Genomic DNA, 15,709 nt, shown 5'->3' with positions numbered 1-15,709 from the left:
CGGAAGCATGCTCTTGGTCACCGGCTTTGAGCCCTTCGGGGGGCTTTCCCACAACCCCTCCCAGGCAGTCCTGGACCTCCTGCCCGAGGCCCTGGGAGGCCTTCCCCTCCGCAAGGCCCTCCTCCCCGTGGACGCAAAGAAGGTGGGGGAAGCCCTCCAGGCCCTCTACGCCGAAAGGCCCCAGGCGGTGCTCCACCTGGGCCTTGCCGAGGGGAGGCCCCTCCTTTCCCTGGAGCGGTTGGCGGTGAACCTCCTGGACTTTGAGCGCCCCGACAACGGCGGAAGGACGCTCCAGGACACCCCGGTGGTCCCCGGGGGGCCCTTGGCCCTCGAGGCCCGCTTCCCCATCAAGCGCATCCTCGCCCGCTGGCGGGAGGCGGGGATCCCCGGAAGGCCAAGCCTTTCCGCGGGGAGCTACCTCTGCAACCAGGTCTTCTACCTCTCCCTGTACCACCTGCCCGAGAGCGTCCCCGTGGGCTTCCTCCACCTTCCCCCGGACGAAACCCTGGCCCTGGACAAGGGGGGAAGCTACGTGCCCCTAAGGGAGCAGGCCCGGGCGGTGAGGCTGGCCCTGGAGGCCCTGTGAAGCTCTTGTTCGTCTCCAACGGTCCCACCGAAGACGCCATTGGGGCAAAAATCGCCGCATCCTTGAGCCACCCAACATGGGCCCTACCCCTGGTGGGCCGAGGACGGGCATACGAGGGCGTAGCCCAGGAAATCCTGGGGCCGAGAAAAGAAATGCCCTCTGGTGGCTTCCTTTTTGGCAGCCTCAAAAATACCCTTTCGGATTTAAAGGCGGGCTTCCTCTCCATGAGCCTGGCCCAGTGGCGAGCCGCCCTTTCTTCCCAACCCGAGGCCGTGGTGGTGGTGGGAGACGCTTACGCCCTAAGCGTGGGTGCCCTGGCAGCCCGGGGAAGACCTCTTTATCACGTGAATCCCCTCGTCTCGGCCCACTATCTGGAAGGGGCCAGGCCCCTGGAGCTCCTCCTGGACTGGGGCGGAAGCGACTTCACCCCTTACGAGCGTTTTCTGCACCGAAAAGCTCGGGCGGTCTTTGTGCGGGACGAACCCAGCTTAAAACGCCTCCGGAACCTGGGCATCGCCCACGCCTACTGGTACGGGAGCTTCGCCATGGACCTCCTACCCCCACCGGAACAGGACATTACCCGCTGGGTGGGCGAAGGAGACCTCTTAGCCCTCCTGCCTGGAACCCGGGGGGATGAGGCCTTCAGCCTCCCCCTGATGCTGGAGGCGGCGCTCCACCTGCCCCTGACCCCCGCCGTGGCCTGGGCCAAAGGTTGGGACGCCCTCCCCACGCTTCCGGGCTGGCAGGGCCAGGAGGCGGGTCCTGGCATACTGCGCTTGGAGAAGGAGGGCAAGGCCGCATGGGTCCTCCGGGGCGCTTTCTCGGCCATCCTGCACCGCAGCCGCCTGGCCTTGGCCACCGCGGGCACGGCCACGGAACAAGCGGCGGGCCTTGGCATCCCCGTGGTGGCCTTCCCCACCCCGGGTCCCCAGTACACCCGGGCCTTCGCCAAGAGGCAAAAGAGGCTTCTCGGGGAAGCCCTGCACTTGGCGGAGCCCGATCCCAAACACGTGGCCGAGCGAGCCCTCGTCCTCTTCAGAGAGGAAGGCTTGTACCGGAAGGCCAGCCAAGCCGGTCGGGAGCGCATCGGACCCCCGGGGGGCATCTTGGGAGCGGCCCGCCACATCCAGGAGGACCTGCACCGCCTGGAACGGGTCCGCGGGTTATGCTAAGCCACGCATGCGCCTCTACCGCGTAGGCCTCTTCACCGACGTCTACTTCCCGAACCCCAACGGGGTGACCACGAGCGTCTACCTCCTCCTGAGGGAACTCCGGCGCATGGGCCACGAGGCCTGGGTCCTGGCCCCGGCCCACCCCGAGGCCCCGGAGAACGAGGAAGGGGTGGTGCGGGTCCCCTCCGTGGCCTACCCCTTCTACGAGGGGCAGCAGATCGCCCTCCCCTCGGCCCGGTACCTGCCCACGGAGTTGGAACTCATCCACACCCACACCCCCCTCACCCTCGGGGTGTGGGGCTTGCGGCTCGCCCGGAGCAAGAACCTCCCCCACGTCTCCACCTTCCACACCCACTACGAGAAGTACGCCCACTACGTGCCGGGCCTCGCCTTTTTGGACAAGTACACGGGGATCGTGCCCCGCCTGGCCAAGGCCTTCTACAACCGGGTGGAGGTGGTCATCGCCCCCACGGAGCCCGTGAAGCGCCTGGCGGAAAGCTACGGCATAGAGCGCCCCATCCGGGTCATCCCCACCGGCATAGATAACCGCCTCCTGGAAGAGGCCCCCCTTCCCTCCCCTTCCCCTTGGCCCGAGGGAAAGAGGCGCCTCATCACCGTGGGGCGGCTGGGGAAGGAGAAAAGCTTTGACGTGGTCCTCAAGGCGGTGGCGGAGCTCGCCAAGGAGGAGGACGTCTTCCTGGTGCACATCGGGGAAGGCCCCGAGCTTCCCCACCTCGAGGCCCTCGCCAAGGAACTCGGGATCGCCGACCGGGTCCTCTTCCTGGGGCCCGTGCCTTACCGGAAGATCGGCGGCTACTACCGCCTGGCGGAGCTTTTCCTCTTCGCCAGCGAAACGGAGACCCAGGGCCTCGTGGTCTGGGAGGCCCAGGCCATGGGGGTGCCGGTGGTGGCGGTGGGGGCGGAAGGCGTGTTGGAGGGGGTGGAAGACGGCAAGACCGGGTACCTGGTCCCCCCAGGAGACTTCCGGGCCCTGGCGGAAAAGGCCCTAGAGCTCCTGAGGGACGAGGAGAAGCGCAGGCGCTTCAGCCTGCAGGCCCGGGCCTGGGCCCTAAAGCGCTCGGCGGAGCGCATCGCCGAAGAGATCGTGGCCGTTTACGACGAGGCGAATGAGATCCTGAGGGCCGAGCCCCGGAGGCTCATCTTTCCCTTTCCCCGGCTTCCCCGAAATAGCCTCGAGGATCGCCCAGGAGGTTTCTAGCCTGCCTCAGGAGGAACCGCCCCCATCCCCCCTTGAGCCTGCGGGCGGAGGTGAGGACGAGGGCGTCCCTCGCGTAGCGCACGGGGCCCAAGGCCTTGAGCCTCCAGCCCAAGAGGACGTCTTCCCGGGCCTCCACCTCGGGGAAGCCCCCCACCTCCAGGGCCGCCTCCTTCAGGACCATCATGTTGGCCCCGGCGAGGTTGGGCCGCCCCAAAAGGGCCATGAGGCTCAGGAAGGCCCGGTAGCCCCACTCGGAAAAGGCGGCCTCCAAGGGGGAGACCCCGTAAAAGCGCAAAGGGCCGTAGACGGCCACCGCCCCCAAAGCCCTCTGGGCGAGCCTTTCCAGCCAGCGGGGCGTGGGCAGGGAGTCGGCGTCGGTCATGGCCACCCACTCCCCCCGGGCGGCGAGAAGCCCCGCCTGGCGGGCGTAGGCCACCCCCTTCCTCCCGCAGAAGACCACCCGCGCCCCCAAGGCCTCGGCCACCTCCCGGGTGCGGTCCGTGGAAGCGTTGTCCACCACGATGACCTCAAAGGGCGGAAGGGTCTGGGCGAAGACCGCCTTTAAGGCCCCGGGCAGGTAGGCCTCCTCGTTGTGGGCGGGGATCACCACGCTGATGCGCACGGGTATACTCTAGCGTGTTTCGCTACCTGCCGTGGGCCCGGGAGGGGCTTTCCGCCCTCGTGCGCCTTCTCCTGGCCGTGGGCCTGATGGAAGGCGTGCGGAGCGGCTACTTCGCGGGCCTCCTGCCCTTCTACGCCCCGGAAAGGCTCCACCTGGGGCCCACCGCCTTTACCCTGGCCTACACCCTGCACCAGCTGGCCGAAAACCTCTCCAAAAGCTTCGGGGGGCTTATGGCCGAGCGGGTGGGCTTCGGGCTCACCTTGAGCCTGGCCGCCTTCGCGGGCCTTTTGGCCCTCCTCCTCACCCCCATGGCCCAGGGAGCCTGGCTTTTGTGGGCCTTGGGGCTCCTTTGGGGGCTTTCCATGTCCACCCTTTACCCGGGCCTCATGACCTACACCAGCCGCATTGCCCTCCCGGGGCGGGAGGCCCGGGCCCTTTCCTTCACCCTCACCCTGGTGATGCCCTGGGTGGGGATCGGCCTGGTGGGGGTGGGCCAGGTGGCCCAGGGCCACCCCGAGCTCGGGCTAAAGCTCCTCCTCGGGGCCCAGGCCCTGGCTCTGGCCCTCGCCCTGAGCCTCCTGCGCCTCCGGATCCCCGTGCCGCCCCCCTCCAGGGAGCGCTACCCCCTCGTCCGCCTCCTCCTCTTCGTGCCCGCGGCCTTCGGCCAGACCTTCGCCCCGGCCCTGGTCTCCCTCTTCCTCCTCCGCTTCGCCAAGGAAAGCCTGGGCCTCGAGCCCCTTCAGCTTGGCCTTCTCCTCCTCTTGGGAGGGGGGCTCGCCTTCGGCCTCCTTCCTTTCACCGGGCGCCTGGTGGACCGAAGGGGCTACCGGCTGGCCCTGGTGGGGGGGCTTGGCCTCTTGGGCCTGGCCATGGGCCGCCTGGCCTTCGCCTCCTCCTGGGGAGAGGTGGCCCTTTTGGCCCTCCTGGCCGGGGTGGGGTTTAGCCTCTTCATGCCGGGCTGGAACGGCTTCCTGGCCAAAAACCTGCCCCAGGAGAACCGGGCCGCCGTCTGGGGTACCTTGATGACCGTGGAGGGCCTGGGGGTGGCCTTGGGGCCGGTGGCGGGAGGGGCGTTGTGGGAAGCCTTCGGCCTCCACGCCCCCTTTTTGGTGGGTAGCGCCATCTTTTTGGCCCTGAGCCTCTTCTACGCCGTGGTCCTGGGGAGGGCGCGATGGAGCTAGCCTTGGGTCTGGTCCTTCTCCTCTACGGCCTCTCGGACCTCCTCTTCCGCTTCCTGGGCCTTAGGGCCTACGCCCACGGAAGCCGGCGGGAGCCCAAGGTGGCCCTCACCTTTGACGACGGCCCCTCGGAAAGGACGGAAGCCCTCCTCGCCCTCCTCGCCCGGCACGGGGTCAAGGCCACCTTCTTCCTCACCGGGGAGAGGGCCCGGGCCAGGCCGGACCTGGTGGAGGCCATTAGGCGGGAAGGCCACCAGGTGGAGGACCACGGGGAGGGGCACCGCCCCCTTTGGCTCCTCCTCCCCTGGCTGGAGTGGCGGCACATGGCCCAAAACCCCGGGCGCTACTACCGCCCTCCCCACGGCCTCCACACCCCCTTCACCCGCCTCTTCGCCCGGCTTTTGGGCAAGCGGGTGGCCCTTTGGGACCTAGAAAGCAAGGACTGGCTCCCCCTGCCCCCCGAGGAGCTCGCCGAAAGGCTCCTCTTCTACCTGCGCCCCGGGTCCATCGTCCTCCTCCACGACGGGCCGGAGCGCACCCTGAGGCTCCTGGAGCGGGCCCTCCCGGAGATGCTCCGCCTGGGGTACCGGCCCACCACCCTGGACGACCTCGCCCCCTTGCCCCTCACCCCGAGGCTCGCCCTCATCCGGGGCCTCCAGGGGTTTGAGGAGCGGTACAACCGGAGGCACCGGGTGGTGCGGGCGGGGCTTGGCCCCTTTGACCTTTTCCGGATAGAGAAAAAGCCCTTCCCCGGCCCCGCCCTCCCCGGGCTTCCCCGGGGCGTCCCCGCCTTTGAGCTCCACCTGGAAAGCCAGCGGGTGATGGCGCTTGCCCCCTTTGAGGCGGTCCGCCACCTGCGGCGAAGCCTGGCGAAGGTGGCGGAGAGGGTGGCCGAAGACCCCGAGGTGCGCCTCGTCTACGGGTACACCTACCTGGCGGACGGGGGAAGGATCCTGGGCCTCAAGACCCAAGACCTCCCCTTCTGGCCAAGGCTCGTGGCGGGGCTCGCCAGCGCCTGGTTCCTCTGGCTTTACCGGGGGGAGCTCCCCAAGCGGAAAAGGCCCCCGGCCCGGATGGCCTACCTCAGCCGGGAGGAGCTCCTCGCGCGATACCCACCGTCCACTCCCGCTTCCCCACCCCAGGGACCCGGTGCAGGGCAAACCCCGCCTCCCGGAGGGCCCGCCTGAAGGCCCCCTGGGCGGAGTAGGTGGCAAGCCTCCCGCCCCGCTTCAGACTCCTCCGGAGCTTTAAGAGGACGGGGAGGGACCAGGCCTCGGGGTTGGCCCTGGGGCTGAAGGGGTCCAGGTAGACCGCCGTGGCCCAGCGGGAGGGCAAGACCGCCTCCCGCACGTCCAGGAAGAGGAGCCGTAGCTCCCCCCAGGACCCCTGGAAGCAAGAGGTGGGCCAGGCCCTAAGGAGGTCGGCGAAGACCGCTTCCGCTCGGGGCAAAGGGAGAGGGATTTGCGCCAGGGCCTCCCTGGGCAAGGGCTCGCGCTCCACCGCCAGGTAGGAAAGCCGCACTCCCCGCGACAGGGCGCTTTCCAGGGCCACCCGGAAGTTCACCCCGAGCCCGAAGCCCACCTCCAGGACCCTGGGGGCGGGGTGGAGGTGGGTGAGGGTCTTCTCCAGGTAGAGCCTACGCGCCTGGAGGAGGGCCCCCTGCCTCGGGTGGTAGGCCTCCCCGTAAGCGGGGTGGAAGAGGGTGGGGGTGCCGTCCGCGGTGAGGAGGCGCTCCATTCCCATTTAGAATACCCCCCATGGAACTCACCCTCCTGGACAAGCTCTCGGGGACCCTGGTGAACGCCGCCACCGTGGCCCTGGGCACGGGGCTCGGCCTCGCCCTAAGGGGAAGGCTTCCCGAAAGGATGGCCCGGATCATGGTGCAAGGGGTGGGGCTCACCACCCTCTTCATCGGCCTCTCCATGGCCCAGGCCCTGGGAAAGGCCAAGGGCGGGGCGGTGGACGGGGTGGTCCTGGGGCTCGTCGCCTTGGTCCTGGGGGGGCTTTTGGGGGAGTGGGCCCGGGTGGAGGAGGGCCTCGAGGGCCTCGGGGAGAGGATCAAGCGGGCGGTGCGGGGCGGGGGGAGTTTCACCGAGGGCTTCGTGGCGGCGAGCCTCCTCTTCTGCGTGGGGCCCATGACCCTTCTGGGCTCCATCCAAAACGGCCTCACGGGGGACGCAAGCCTCCTCCTCCTCAAGGCCACCCTGGACGGCCTCTCCGCCATCGCCCTCACCAGCTCCTTCGGCGTGGGGGTGGGCTTCAGCGTCCTGGTGATCCTCCTCTACCAGGGGGGGGTGGCCCTCCTGGCGGGCACCTTGAGCCAGGCCCTCCCCGACCCCGCCCAAGACCCCCGGGTCCTCCTGGTGACCGGGGTGGGGGGGCTCATGGTCCTCGGGGTGGGCATCAACCTCCTGGGGCTCACCAAGGTGCGGGTGGGCTCCTTCCTCCCCGCCCTCCTCCTCGCCCCCTTGGTCTGGGCCTTGGCGGAGTGGCTGAGCTAAGATAGCCCCCATGGAGCTTTCGCCCGACCTCTTGCGGAAACTGGAGGCCTTGGCCCAGATCCCCCTGGCCCCGGAGGAGGAAGCCCTCCTCCTGGAGGACCTTAGGCGCATCCTGGACTTCGTGGACGCCCTTCCCCGGGTGGAGGCGGAAGGGGAGGAGGAGGCCCAAGGCCGCCTGAGGGAGGACGAGCCCAGGCCCTCCCTGCCCCAGGCCGAGGTCCTGGCCCTGGCCCCCGAGGCCGAGGACGGCTTCTTCCGGGTGCCCCCCGTTCTGGAGTAGCCATGGTGGACCTCAAGCGCCTGCGCCAGGAACCCGAGGTCTTCCACCGGGCCATCCGGGAAAAGGGGGTGGCGCTGGACCTCGAGGCCCTCCTCGCCCTGGACCGGGAGGTCCAGGAGCTGAAAGGGCGCCTCCAGGAGGTCCAGACCGAGCGCAACCGGGTGGCCAAGGAGGTCCCCAAGGCCCCCCCGGAGGCGAAGGAGGCCCTCGTCGCCCGGGGCAAGGCCCTGGGGGAGGAGGCGAAGCGGCTGGAGGAGGCCTTGAGGGAGAAGGAGGCGCGGCTTGAGGCCCTCCTCCTCCAGGTCCCCCTCCCCCCCTGGCCCGGGGCGCCCGTGGGGGGGGAGGAGGCGAACCGGGAGATCAAGCGGGTGGGGGCCCCGCCGGAGTTTTCCTTCCCTCCTTTGGACCACGTGGCCCTCATGGAGAAAAACGGCTGGTGGGAGCCCAGGATCAGCCAGGTCTCGGGAAGCCGCTCCTACGCCCTCAAAGGGGACCTCGCCCTTTACGAGCTCGCCCTCCTCCGCTTCGCCATGGACTTCATGGCGCGGCGGGGCTTCCTCCCCATGACCCTCCCCTCCTACGCCCGGGAGAAGGCCTTCGTGGGCACCGGCCACTTCCCCGCTTACCGCGACCAGGTCTGGGCCATCGCCGAAACCGACCTCTACCTCACGGGCACCGCCGAGGTGGTCCTAAACGCCCTCCACTCCGGGGAGATCCTCCCCCACGAGGCCCTTCCTTTGCGCTACGCGGGCTACGCCCCCGCCTTCCGCTCCGAGGCGGGAAGCTTCGGCAAGGACGTGCGGGGGCTCATGCGGGTCCACCAGTTCCACAAGGTGGAGCAGTACGTCATGACCGAGGCGAGCCTCGAGGCCTCCGACCGGGCCTTCCAGGAACTCCTCCAAAACGCCGAGGAAATCCTGAGGCTTCTAGAGCTCCCCTACCGCCTGGTGGAGGTGGCCACGGGGGACATGGGCCCGGGGAAATGGCGGCAGGTGGACATTGAGGTCTACCTGCCCTCGGAGGGGCGCTACCGGGAAACCCACTCCTGCTCGGCCCTTCTGGACTGGCAGGCCCGGCGGGCGAACCTCCGCTACCGCGACCCCGAAGGCCGGGTCCGGTACGCCTACACCCTGAACAACACCGCCCTCGCCACCCCCCGCATCCTGGCCATGCTCCTGGAAAACCACCAGCTCCAAGACGGCCGGGTGCGGGTCCCCAAGGCCCTCGTCCCCTACCTGGGCAAGGAGGTGCTGGAACCGTGCGGATAGAGGCGGCAGAGCTCAGGATTTTGGAGCTTCCCCTAAAGTTCCGCTTTGAGACGAGCTTCGGGGTGCAGACCAAGAGGACCATCCTCCTCCTGAGGCTCTTCGGGGAGGGCCTGGAGGGCCTGGGGGAAGGGGTGATGGAGCGCCTTCCCCTCTACCGGGAGGAGACGGTGGCGGGGGCCAGGTACCTCCTGGAGGAGGTCTTCCTGCCCCGGGTCCTGGGGCGGGACCTCCCCAACCCCGAGGCCCTGAGGGAGGCCCTTATGCCCTTCCGGGGCAACCCCATGGCCAAGGCGGTCTTGGAGATGGCCTTCTTTGACCTCTGGGCCAAGGCCCTGGGGAAGCCGCTTTGGCAGGTCCTGGGCGGGGTGCGGCAGGCGGTGGAGGTGGGGGTCTCCCTGGGCATCCAGCCCTCGGTGGAGGACACGCTTAAGGTCGTGGAGCGGCACCTCGAGGAGGGCTACCGCCGCATCAAGCTCAAGATCAAGCCGGGCTGGGACTACGAGGTCCTGAAGGCGGTGCGAGAGGCCTTCCCCGAGGCCACCCTCACCGCCGACGCCAACAGCGCCTATCGCCTCGCCGACCTCCCCCGGCTTAGGCGCCTGGACGAGCTTTGGCTGGACTACCTAGAGCAGCCCCTGGCCTACGACGACCTCCTGGACCACGCCAAGCTCCAGCGGGAGCTTTCCACCCCCATCTGCCTGGACGAGAGCCTCACGGGGGCGGAGAAGGCGAGGAAGGCCATTGAGCTTGGGGCGGGCCGGGTCTTCAACATTAAGCCCGCCCGCCTCGGCGGCCACGGGGAGAGCCTCCGGGTGCACGCCCTGGCCCAAAGCGCCGGGATCCCCCTCTGGATGGGGGGGATGCTGGAGGCGGGGGTGGGGAGGGCCCACAACCTCCACCTGGCGACCCTTCCCGGCTTCACCAAGCCCGGGGACGTGAGCTCGGCGAGCCGCTACTGGGAGGAGGACCTCATAGAGGAGGCCCTCGAGGCCAAGGACGGCCTCATGCCCGTGCCGGAGGGCGTGGGCCTCGGGGTCCACCTGAAGCTTCCCTTCGTGGAGCGGGTCACGCTATGGCAGAGGTACATGTCCGCGAGCTGAGGGGCTGGGAGGAGATGGAGGAGGTGGTGGCCCTCCAGCGGGAGGTCTGGGGGCGCGCGGAAAGCGACCTGGTGCCGCGGGGCCTCCTCATCGCCGTCCAGGACGAGGGGGGGCTTGTGGCCGGGGCCTTCGCCGAGGGGAGGATGGTGGGCTTCGTCTTCGGCTTCCCCACAAAAGACCCCGCCCTCCACCACTCCCACATGCTGGGCGTCCTGGAGGCCTACAGGGGCACGGGGGCGGCCCTCCTCCTTAAGCGCTTCCAAAGGGACTGGTGCCTCGCCCGGGGCATTCGGAAGGTGGTCTGGACCTTTGACCCCATGCGGGGAGCGAACGCCAACTTCAACCTGCGGAAGCTCGGGGCCACGGCCAGGACCTACTTCCCCGACCACTACGGCCCCATGTCGGGCATCAACGCCGGGGCCCCCTCGGACCGGCTCCTCGCCGAGTGGGACCTCCTCTCGGAAAGGGTCTACGCCCGCATCTACGCCCCCCCGCCCGAGCCCGAGGTGGCGGGCCTCCCCCAGGTGAACCGGGTGGAGGGGGAGGTGCCCCTGGAGGCGAGGCTTGACCTCGAGGCCGAGAGGCTCCTCTTCCAGATCCCCGAGGACTGGGGGAGGATCCTCCGGGAAGACCCCGCTTTGGCCCTAACGTGGCGGGAGCACAGCCGCCTGGTCCTCCCCCACTACTTCGCCCGGGGCTACCGCCTGGTGGACTTCCTCCGCCACCCCAACCGGTATGTCCTGGCTAAGGACTGAGCTCTGGACCGCCGAGGTGGTCTACACCGGCTTCGGCACCCCCATGCTCCGGGGGGCCTTGGCGGTGCAGGGCGGGTTCGTGGTGGGCCAGGGAAGCCTGGAGGAGCTAAGGGCCCGCTTTCCCGAAGCGGAGGTGGTCCACAAGGGCCTTGCCCTCCTCCCGCCCCCGGTGAACGCCCACACCCACCTGGACCTCACCCTCCTCCCCCTCTACCGGGGGCCCTTCGCGGGCTTCCTGCGCCACGTGGTGGCCCACCGGGAACGGCGGGGGCTGGAAGGGACGAAGCGGGGCCTGGAGGAGCTTCTGGCCTCCGGGGCGGGAGCCTTCGCCGACATCGTCTTCAAGGACGAGGGGATGGACTTCCTCCTCGAGGAAAGCCCCCTCCCCGGGGTGGCCTTCTACGAGGTCTTCGCCCCGGAGCCCTCCCTGGCGGAGGAGGTCTATAGGGCGGTGCGGCGGAAGGTGGAGGCCTGGCGGAGGCGGGAAGGGAAGGTAAGGGTGGGGCTTTCCCCCCACGCCCCCTACTCCGTGAGCCCTCTCCTCCTCAAGCGGCTTGCGGAGTGGGCCAGGGCCGAGGGGATCCCCCTCATGGTCCACGCGGCGGAAAGCCCCGAGGAGGTGGCCTTCCTCGCTCGGGGGGAGGGCCCCTTGCGGGAGGTGTACGGCCGCTTCGCCCAGACCCCCTGGACCCCCCCGGGCACGACCCCCGTCCGCCACCTCCACGCCCTCGGGGTCCTGGGGCCCACCACCCTCCTCGTCCACGGGGTCCAGGTGGACGAGGAGGAGGTGGGGCTCCTCGCCGAGACGGGGACCAAGGTGGTCCTCTGCCCCCGGTCCAACGCGAACCTGGAGGTGGGGGAGGCCCCCCTCGCCCTCTACGCCAAGCACGGGGTGGAGCTCGCCCTGGGCACGGACTCTAGGGGCTCAAGCCCCGACCTGGACGTGAAGAACGAGGCCCGCTTCCTCTGGGGCCGGGCGGAGCCCCGCCTCCTGGTGCGGGCCCTCACCCGGGGAGGGTACCGGGCCTTGGGCCTCCCCACGCCCAGGCTCACCCGGGGGACGCCCCTGGCTTTGGTACACTCCCTCTGATGCCGCCCCGCCCGCCCAACCGCTTCCCCCTCTTGGACGAGGGGACGCGCCACTTAGGCCCCCTCATCCTCTACAGCGCCTTCACGGGGGCCGCGGCCGGGCTTGGGGTGGCCCTCCTCAACCTGGCCCTGCGCGCCCTGGGAGAGGCCGCGGGGCTCGCCTTCGGCTACCTCCCCCCGGAACCCCCGGGGGAAGGGGGGCTTTTGCAGGCCTTCACCGGGCCCCGCTTCTGGCCCCTGGCCCTTCTCCTCCCCCTCCTTTTTGCCCTCATCAGCCTCCTGGGAAGCGGCCAGGGGCTTTCCGCCCTCCTCCTCCTGGCCCGGGAAGGGCGGGAGGCCTCGAGGCTCGCCCACCCCCGGTCGGTCCTGGGGGGGGTGCTGCAGCTCGCCCTCTACTCCCCCCTGGGGCGGGAAGGGCCCTTTGGGGTGCTCGGCCTCTGGCTGGGAAGCGCCCTGGACCGCCGCTTTCCCCGGGTGGGCGGGGGGCTGGCCTTCGCCGGGCTTGCCGCGGGGCTTGGGGCCGCCTTCCACGCCCCCGTGGCGGGGGCCCTCCTGGCCACAGAGATCCTCTACCAAAGCCTCCTCCTGGAGGCCCGGGCCCTCACCCCGGCCCTCATCGGGGCCCTTTCCGGCTTCGCCGTGTACGGGGCCTTCTTCGGCTACACCCCCCTCCTGCCCTTCCGGGTGGAGGTGGGCCTCGAGGCCCTGCCCGCGGGGATGCTCACGGGCCTCCTGGCGGCCCTCCTCGCCGCCTCCCTCACGGAGGGAAGCCGCTTCCTGCGAAGGCGGCTTAAGCCCCTGGCCTTTCCCCTGCGGCACGGGCTTTTGGGCCTGGCCCTGGGGCTTAGCCTCCTCCTCGTGCCCGAGGCCTTAGGGGCGGGCCTCGGCTGGGTGGCGGTGGCCACCACCCCTCTTCTTGGCCTCTCCGCCCTCCTCTCCTTGCTCCTCGCCAAGCTCGCCCTGGTCCTCCTGGCCCAGGGGGCGCGGGCCTACGGGGGCCCCTACACCCCGGCCCTGGTCCTGGGCGGCCTCCTGGGGGCCCTCCTCGCCCGGCTCTCGGGGCCCCTGGCCCTGCCCCCGGAGGCCTTGGCCCTAGCCGGGGGAAGCGCCGTCTTGGCCGGGGTGGCCCGGGCCCCCTTCGCCGCCACAGTGCTGGCCGCGGAGTGGGGGGGGTACGCCACCTTGCCCCTCGTCCTTCCCGCCGTCCTCCTGGCCTACGTGCTGAGCCCTGCCCACCCCTCGGAAGGCCTCAGGGAAGCCCTGGCCACGCAGGAGGAGCCTCCGTCTGAAAGGCCTCCGCAAAGGGAACCCCCGCCTCCTGCCCCAGAAGGCGGCGCCGAGCCCGGAAGTCCTCGAGGCTGAAGGCCCACCCGTAGAACTCCCGGTAGAAGGCGAACACCTTCTCCGCCACCTCCTGGGTCTCCGCCACGTTCACGTACACCCAGGGGCGCAAAAGCTCCCGCCTCGGGTAGTGGTAGAGGCGCACGGGCTTCCGGTGGGCCTCCCCCACGAGCTTGGGGATGCGGCAGAGCTTCAGGGCGGAAAGCACCGCCTGGTGGGTGGCCCGGTGGTCCGGGTGGACGTCCAGGGGGTCCCAGGTGATCACGGCGTCCGGCCGGAACTCGGCCATGAGCCGGGCCAGGGCCAGGGCCTCCTCCCGGCCCCCGGTGAGCAGGGTGTCCCGGAAGGGCAAGAAGCGGGGCTCGGCCCCGATGAGCCCCGCCACGTGGGCCCCGTGCCCTTCCCGCACCCGGGCCACCTCCTCGGGCGGCGCGTCCCCGAACTGGCTGGCGAGCTCCCCCCGGGTCATCCAGACCAGCATCACCCGGTCCCCCTTCCGGGCGTGAAGGGCCAGGGTGCCCGCGGCGCCGATCTCGTCGTCGGGATGGGCGAAGACCGCCAGAAGGTTCATGGGGCCAGTCTACCCGCCTTGCCCCCAAGGGGGAAACCCCTTAGCATGGGGCCTAACTATGGTCAGGGGCATCAGGGGCGCCATCACCGTGGAGGAGGACACGCCGGAGGCCATCCACCAGGCCACCCGGGAGCTTCTCCTGAAGATGCTGGAGGCCAACGGCATCCAAAGCCACGAGGAGCTCGCCGCCATCATCTTCACCGTCACCGAGGACCTCACCTCCGCCTTCCCCGCCGAGGCCGCGCGGCAGATCGGCATGCACCGGGTCCCCCTCCTCTCCGCCCGGGAGGTGCCGGTGCCGGGAAGCCTCCCCCGGGTGATCCGGGTCCTCGCCCTCTGGAACACCGACACCCCCCAGGACCGGGTGCGCCACGTCTACCTGAGGGAAGCGGTGCGGCTCCGGCCTGATCTGGAAAGCGCCCAATGAGCCTTGACACGCCGGTCCCCCGGGCGTATCCTGAAAAAGGCTAAAGGAGGTGCGGGATGAAGAAGGCGTATCTGGTTTGGGGGATGGCGGCGCTTCTTAGCCTGGGAGTGGCCCAGCAGGCGGGAGGCCTCACCCTGGAGGGGGTAGAAGCCCTGCGGCAGGAGGCCCGGAAGGCCTACCCCGTGGGGTTCGTGGACCTCGCCCCCTGGAAGCGGGCCCTGGAGGCGGCGGAGGCCCTGGCGAAGCAGAACCCCAACGACCTCCGGGCCCTTCGCCTTCTGGCCGAGATCTACACCGAGACCCAGTGGGCCATCCGCGCCTGGGAGGCCTGGATGAACTACCGGGAGAAGGGAGGCACCTGGGACGAGGCCGCCAGGCAGGCGGCGGCCAAGGTGGCCCGTACCCTGGCCTTCTACGCCAACCAGCGCGGGGACCGGGCCGAGGCGGAGCGCTGGGCGGCCCAGGCCCAGGCGGTGGAGGCGGGCCAGTAATACCACCCCATGCTGGCTTGCGCCAGCATGGGGGCCCCGGCGCAAGGTCCCTGGGGCCTCCTAGGGCCCCTAGGGTGAAGGAAACCGGAAACATAGGGCAGGAGTTTTCACCCTACCTCTCACCCTCCTTCCCGAGCCTCCTCCTTGGGGGCGAGGTGGCTTTTATCTCGGTCAGTAGCCTCTCCCCAGCTACCCTCTGGGCGTGGCGCCACGCCATCCCCGGAAAGGCCAGCCGCACCTCCCTCATCGCGTGAAAGGCCTGTACCACCAGCTCCGCGTGCATGAGCTGCGCCGCAAACGAACGCGCCTGGCTCCTTCCCTGCCCCAGGTTCTGCTTGTAAAGCCTATGCACCACCTCCGCCTTCCAACGGCAAAACCACGCCTCCAGCACCTCCTGCACACCCCCCGCCAGGGTGGAGACCAGGGCAAAGCCCCACCACCCAGCCCCGCGCCCCACCCAGACCAGCACCAGGTCCACCCACCCCACCTGGGGCCACTCCACCCGCACCCGCTTGGCGTAGGCCCCAAAGCGCCGGTAGTACCGGGCCCTCCCGGGAGGGTAGGCCTGAAGGAGCTCCCCCACCGAAAGGCTCTCCCCCACCTCCGGCTCCAGGGGCCGGACCTTCACCCGGCTCCGCATCCGGCCCACGAAGGGAACCCCGGCCCGAATGAGGGACCTCAGGGTAAGTCCTCCGCTGAACTGGGCGTCGGCCACCACCGCCTTGAGGTTCAGGCCGGGCTCCAGGGCCAGGAGGTCAAAGACCTCATCCAGCAGGGCCTCGGAGGGGGTCTTCGCGGGGTAGAGAGGGGTTTCCATGCCCGGGTTGAGGAAGGGTTTGAGGGCCAGGGGGTAGGGGTCCTGGTGAGGGTAGACGAGGGTGAGGGAGAGGAAGAGGTGTCCCCAAACGGGGGCCTTGCGGCCGGAGTGGTAGACCTGGCCGAGGCCCTGGATTTGGGGGCCGGTGTGGGGGGAGGGCATGAGGTCCACGGCCAGGTAGGGGTCCCTGGGGGCTGTTTGATACCCTTTTATGCTAATTCCTTCGTCCTAGGCCACCAGTGGAACAGGGTGTGCCGCCTGAGGGTCTCGGGGTCCTGGGCAAGGACCCGGC

Annotated in this window: 18 protein-coding genes; 14 read left to right on the top strand and 4 right to left on the bottom strand. The window is 69.9% G+C overall.

Annotation, left to right across the window (positions count from 1 at the left end):
* Positions 1 to 7: 7 nt before the first annotated feature.
* From BLP62_RS04015 to BLP62_RS04005, 3 genes are read left to right on the top strand one after another with little or no spacing between them, the layout of a single operon-like run.
* A complete protein-coding gene (locus BLP62_RS04015; RefSeq protein ID WP_093006102.1) occupies positions 8 to 586 on the top strand; it encodes a pyroglutamyl-peptidase I in 579 nt (192 codons plus the stop codon).
* Positions 583 to 1,758: a lipid-A-disaccharide synthase-related protein gene (locus BLP62_RS04010; protein WP_093006100.1), complete on the top strand. Its 1,176-nt coding sequence runs from the start codon at positions 583 to 585 to the stop codon at positions 1,756 to 1,758. Before BLP62_RS04015 ends, BLP62_RS04010 begins: the two co-directional genes overlap by 4 nt.
* A gap of 7 nt (positions 1,759 to 1,765) precedes the next feature.
* Positions 1,766 to 2,977, top strand: coding sequence for a glycosyltransferase family 4 protein (locus BLP62_RS04005; RefSeq protein WP_093006098.1), 1,212 nt, complete (start codon positions 1,766 to 1,768; stop codon positions 2,975 to 2,977).
* Here the strand turns inward: BLP62_RS04005 and BLP62_RS04000 are convergent.
* Positions 2,916 to 3,599 (bottom strand): glycosyltransferase family 2 protein, encoded by a 684-nt coding sequence (locus tag BLP62_RS04000; RefSeq protein ID WP_093006096.1) that lies wholly within the window; start codon positions 3,597 to 3,599, stop codon positions 2,916 to 2,918. The two genes, BLP62_RS04005 and BLP62_RS04000, sit on opposite strands and share 62 nt — an antisense overlap.
* Positions 3,600 to 3,613: 14 nt before the next feature.
* Here BLP62_RS04000 and BLP62_RS03995 point away from each other — a divergent pair, with 14 nt between their 5' ends.
* On the top strand, positions 3,614 to 4,780 hold the full coding sequence (locus BLP62_RS03995) for an MFS transporter (protein WP_093006094.1): 1,167 nt from the start codon (positions 3,614 to 3,616) through the stop codon (positions 4,778 to 4,780).
* Entirely contained in the window at positions 4,771 to 5,964 is a 1,194-nt protein-coding gene (locus BLP62_RS03990) for a polysaccharide deacetylase family protein (RefSeq protein ID WP_093006092.1), read from the top strand. The genes BLP62_RS03995 and BLP62_RS03990 overlap by 10 nt, the downstream gene beginning before the upstream one ends.
* On the opposite strand, the gene mnmC2 is transcribed toward BLP62_RS03990, so the two are convergent.
* Positions 5,861 to 6,514: a tRNA (5-methylaminomethyl-2-thiouridine)(34)-methyltransferase MnmC2 gene (gene mnmC2, locus BLP62_RS03985; protein WP_093006090.1), complete on the bottom strand. Its 654-nt coding sequence runs from the start codon at positions 6,512 to 6,514 to the stop codon at positions 5,861 to 5,863. The two genes, BLP62_RS03990 and mnmC2, sit on opposite strands and share 104 nt — an antisense overlap.
* Positions 6,515 to 6,534: 20 nt before the next feature.
* On the opposite strand from mnmC2, the gene BLP62_RS03980 reads away from it, so the two are divergent.
* From BLP62_RS03980 to BLP62_RS03950, 7 genes are read left to right on the top strand one after another with little or no spacing between them, the layout of a single operon-like run.
* Positions 6,535 to 7,278 carry a DUF554 domain-containing protein gene (locus tag BLP62_RS03980; protein ID WP_093006088.1) on the top strand — a complete coding sequence of 248 codons (744 nt, stop codon included), beginning with the start codon at positions 6,535 to 6,537 and terminating at the stop codon, positions 7,276 to 7,278.
* Between the two features lie 10 nt (positions 7,279 to 7,288).
* Positions 7,289 to 7,558, top strand: a complete 270-nt coding sequence (gene gatC, locus BLP62_RS03975) for an Asp-tRNA(Asn)/Glu-tRNA(Gln) amidotransferase subunit GatC (protein ID WP_176758132.1) — start codon at positions 7,289 to 7,291, stop codon at positions 7,556 to 7,558.
* Positions 7,559 to 7,560: 2 nt separating this feature from the next.
* Entirely contained in the window at positions 7,561 to 8,826 is a 1,266-nt protein-coding gene (gene serS / locus BLP62_RS03970; protein WP_093006084.1) for a serine--tRNA ligase, read from the top strand.
* Complete coding sequence (gene menC, locus BLP62_RS03965) at positions 8,817 to 9,926, top strand: o-succinylbenzoate synthase (protein ID WP_093006082.1); 1,110 nt, start codon at positions 8,817 to 8,819, stop codon at positions 9,924 to 9,926. Before serS ends, menC begins: the two co-directional genes overlap by 10 nt.
* Positions 9,899 to 10,681 (top strand): GNAT family N-acetyltransferase, encoded by a 783-nt coding sequence (locus tag BLP62_RS03960; protein WP_093006080.1) that lies wholly within the window; start codon positions 9,899 to 9,901, stop codon positions 10,679 to 10,681. The genes menC and BLP62_RS03960 overlap by 28 nt, the downstream gene beginning before the upstream one ends.
* A complete protein-coding gene (locus BLP62_RS03955; protein WP_093006078.1) occupies positions 10,662 to 11,771 on the top strand; it encodes an amidohydrolase family protein in 1,110 nt (369 codons plus the stop codon). The genes BLP62_RS03960 and BLP62_RS03955 overlap by 20 nt, the downstream gene beginning before the upstream one ends.
* On the top strand, positions 11,771 to 13,132 hold the full coding sequence (locus tag BLP62_RS03950; protein WP_093006076.1) for a chloride channel protein: 1,362 nt from the start codon (positions 11,771 to 11,773) through the stop codon (positions 13,130 to 13,132). The genes BLP62_RS03955 and BLP62_RS03950 overlap by 1 nt, the downstream gene beginning before the upstream one ends.
* Here the strand turns inward: BLP62_RS03950 and BLP62_RS03945 are convergent.
* Entirely contained in the window at positions 13,020 to 13,682 is a 663-nt protein-coding gene (locus tag BLP62_RS03945) for a PIG-L deacetylase family protein (RefSeq protein WP_093006074.1), read from the bottom strand. The two genes, BLP62_RS03950 and BLP62_RS03945, sit on opposite strands and share 113 nt — an antisense overlap.
* A gap of 58 nt (positions 13,683 to 13,740) precedes the next feature.
* Here BLP62_RS03945 and aroH point away from each other — a divergent pair, with 58 nt between their 5' ends.
* Positions 13,741 to 14,109, top strand: a complete 369-nt coding sequence (aroH, locus tag BLP62_RS03940; protein ID WP_093006072.1) for a chorismate mutase — start codon at positions 13,741 to 13,743, stop codon at positions 14,107 to 14,109.
* 56 nt (positions 14,110 to 14,165) lie between these two features.
* Positions 14,166 to 14,600 carry a hypothetical protein gene (locus tag BLP62_RS03935; RefSeq protein ID WP_014629713.1) on the top strand — a complete coding sequence of 145 codons (435 nt, stop codon included), beginning with the start codon at positions 14,166 to 14,168 and terminating at the stop codon, positions 14,598 to 14,600.
* A gap of 112 nt (positions 14,601 to 14,712) precedes the next feature.
* Here BLP62_RS03935 and BLP62_RS03930 read toward each other — a convergent pair whose 3' ends face one another.
* Positions 14,713 to 15,588, bottom strand: a complete 876-nt coding sequence (locus BLP62_RS03930) for a hypothetical protein (RefSeq protein WP_093006070.1) — start codon at positions 15,586 to 15,588, stop codon at positions 14,713 to 14,715.
* Positions 15,589 to 15,709 lie beyond the last annotated feature (121 nt).

It is taken from the genome of Thermus arciformis (assembly GCF_900102145.1).
Classification (GTDB): Bacteria; Deinococcota; Deinococci; order Deinococcales; family Thermaceae; genus Thermus; species Thermus arciformis.
Note: the sequence above shows the minus strand (reverse complement) of the source record. Positions and strands in the feature narration are given on the sequence as shown.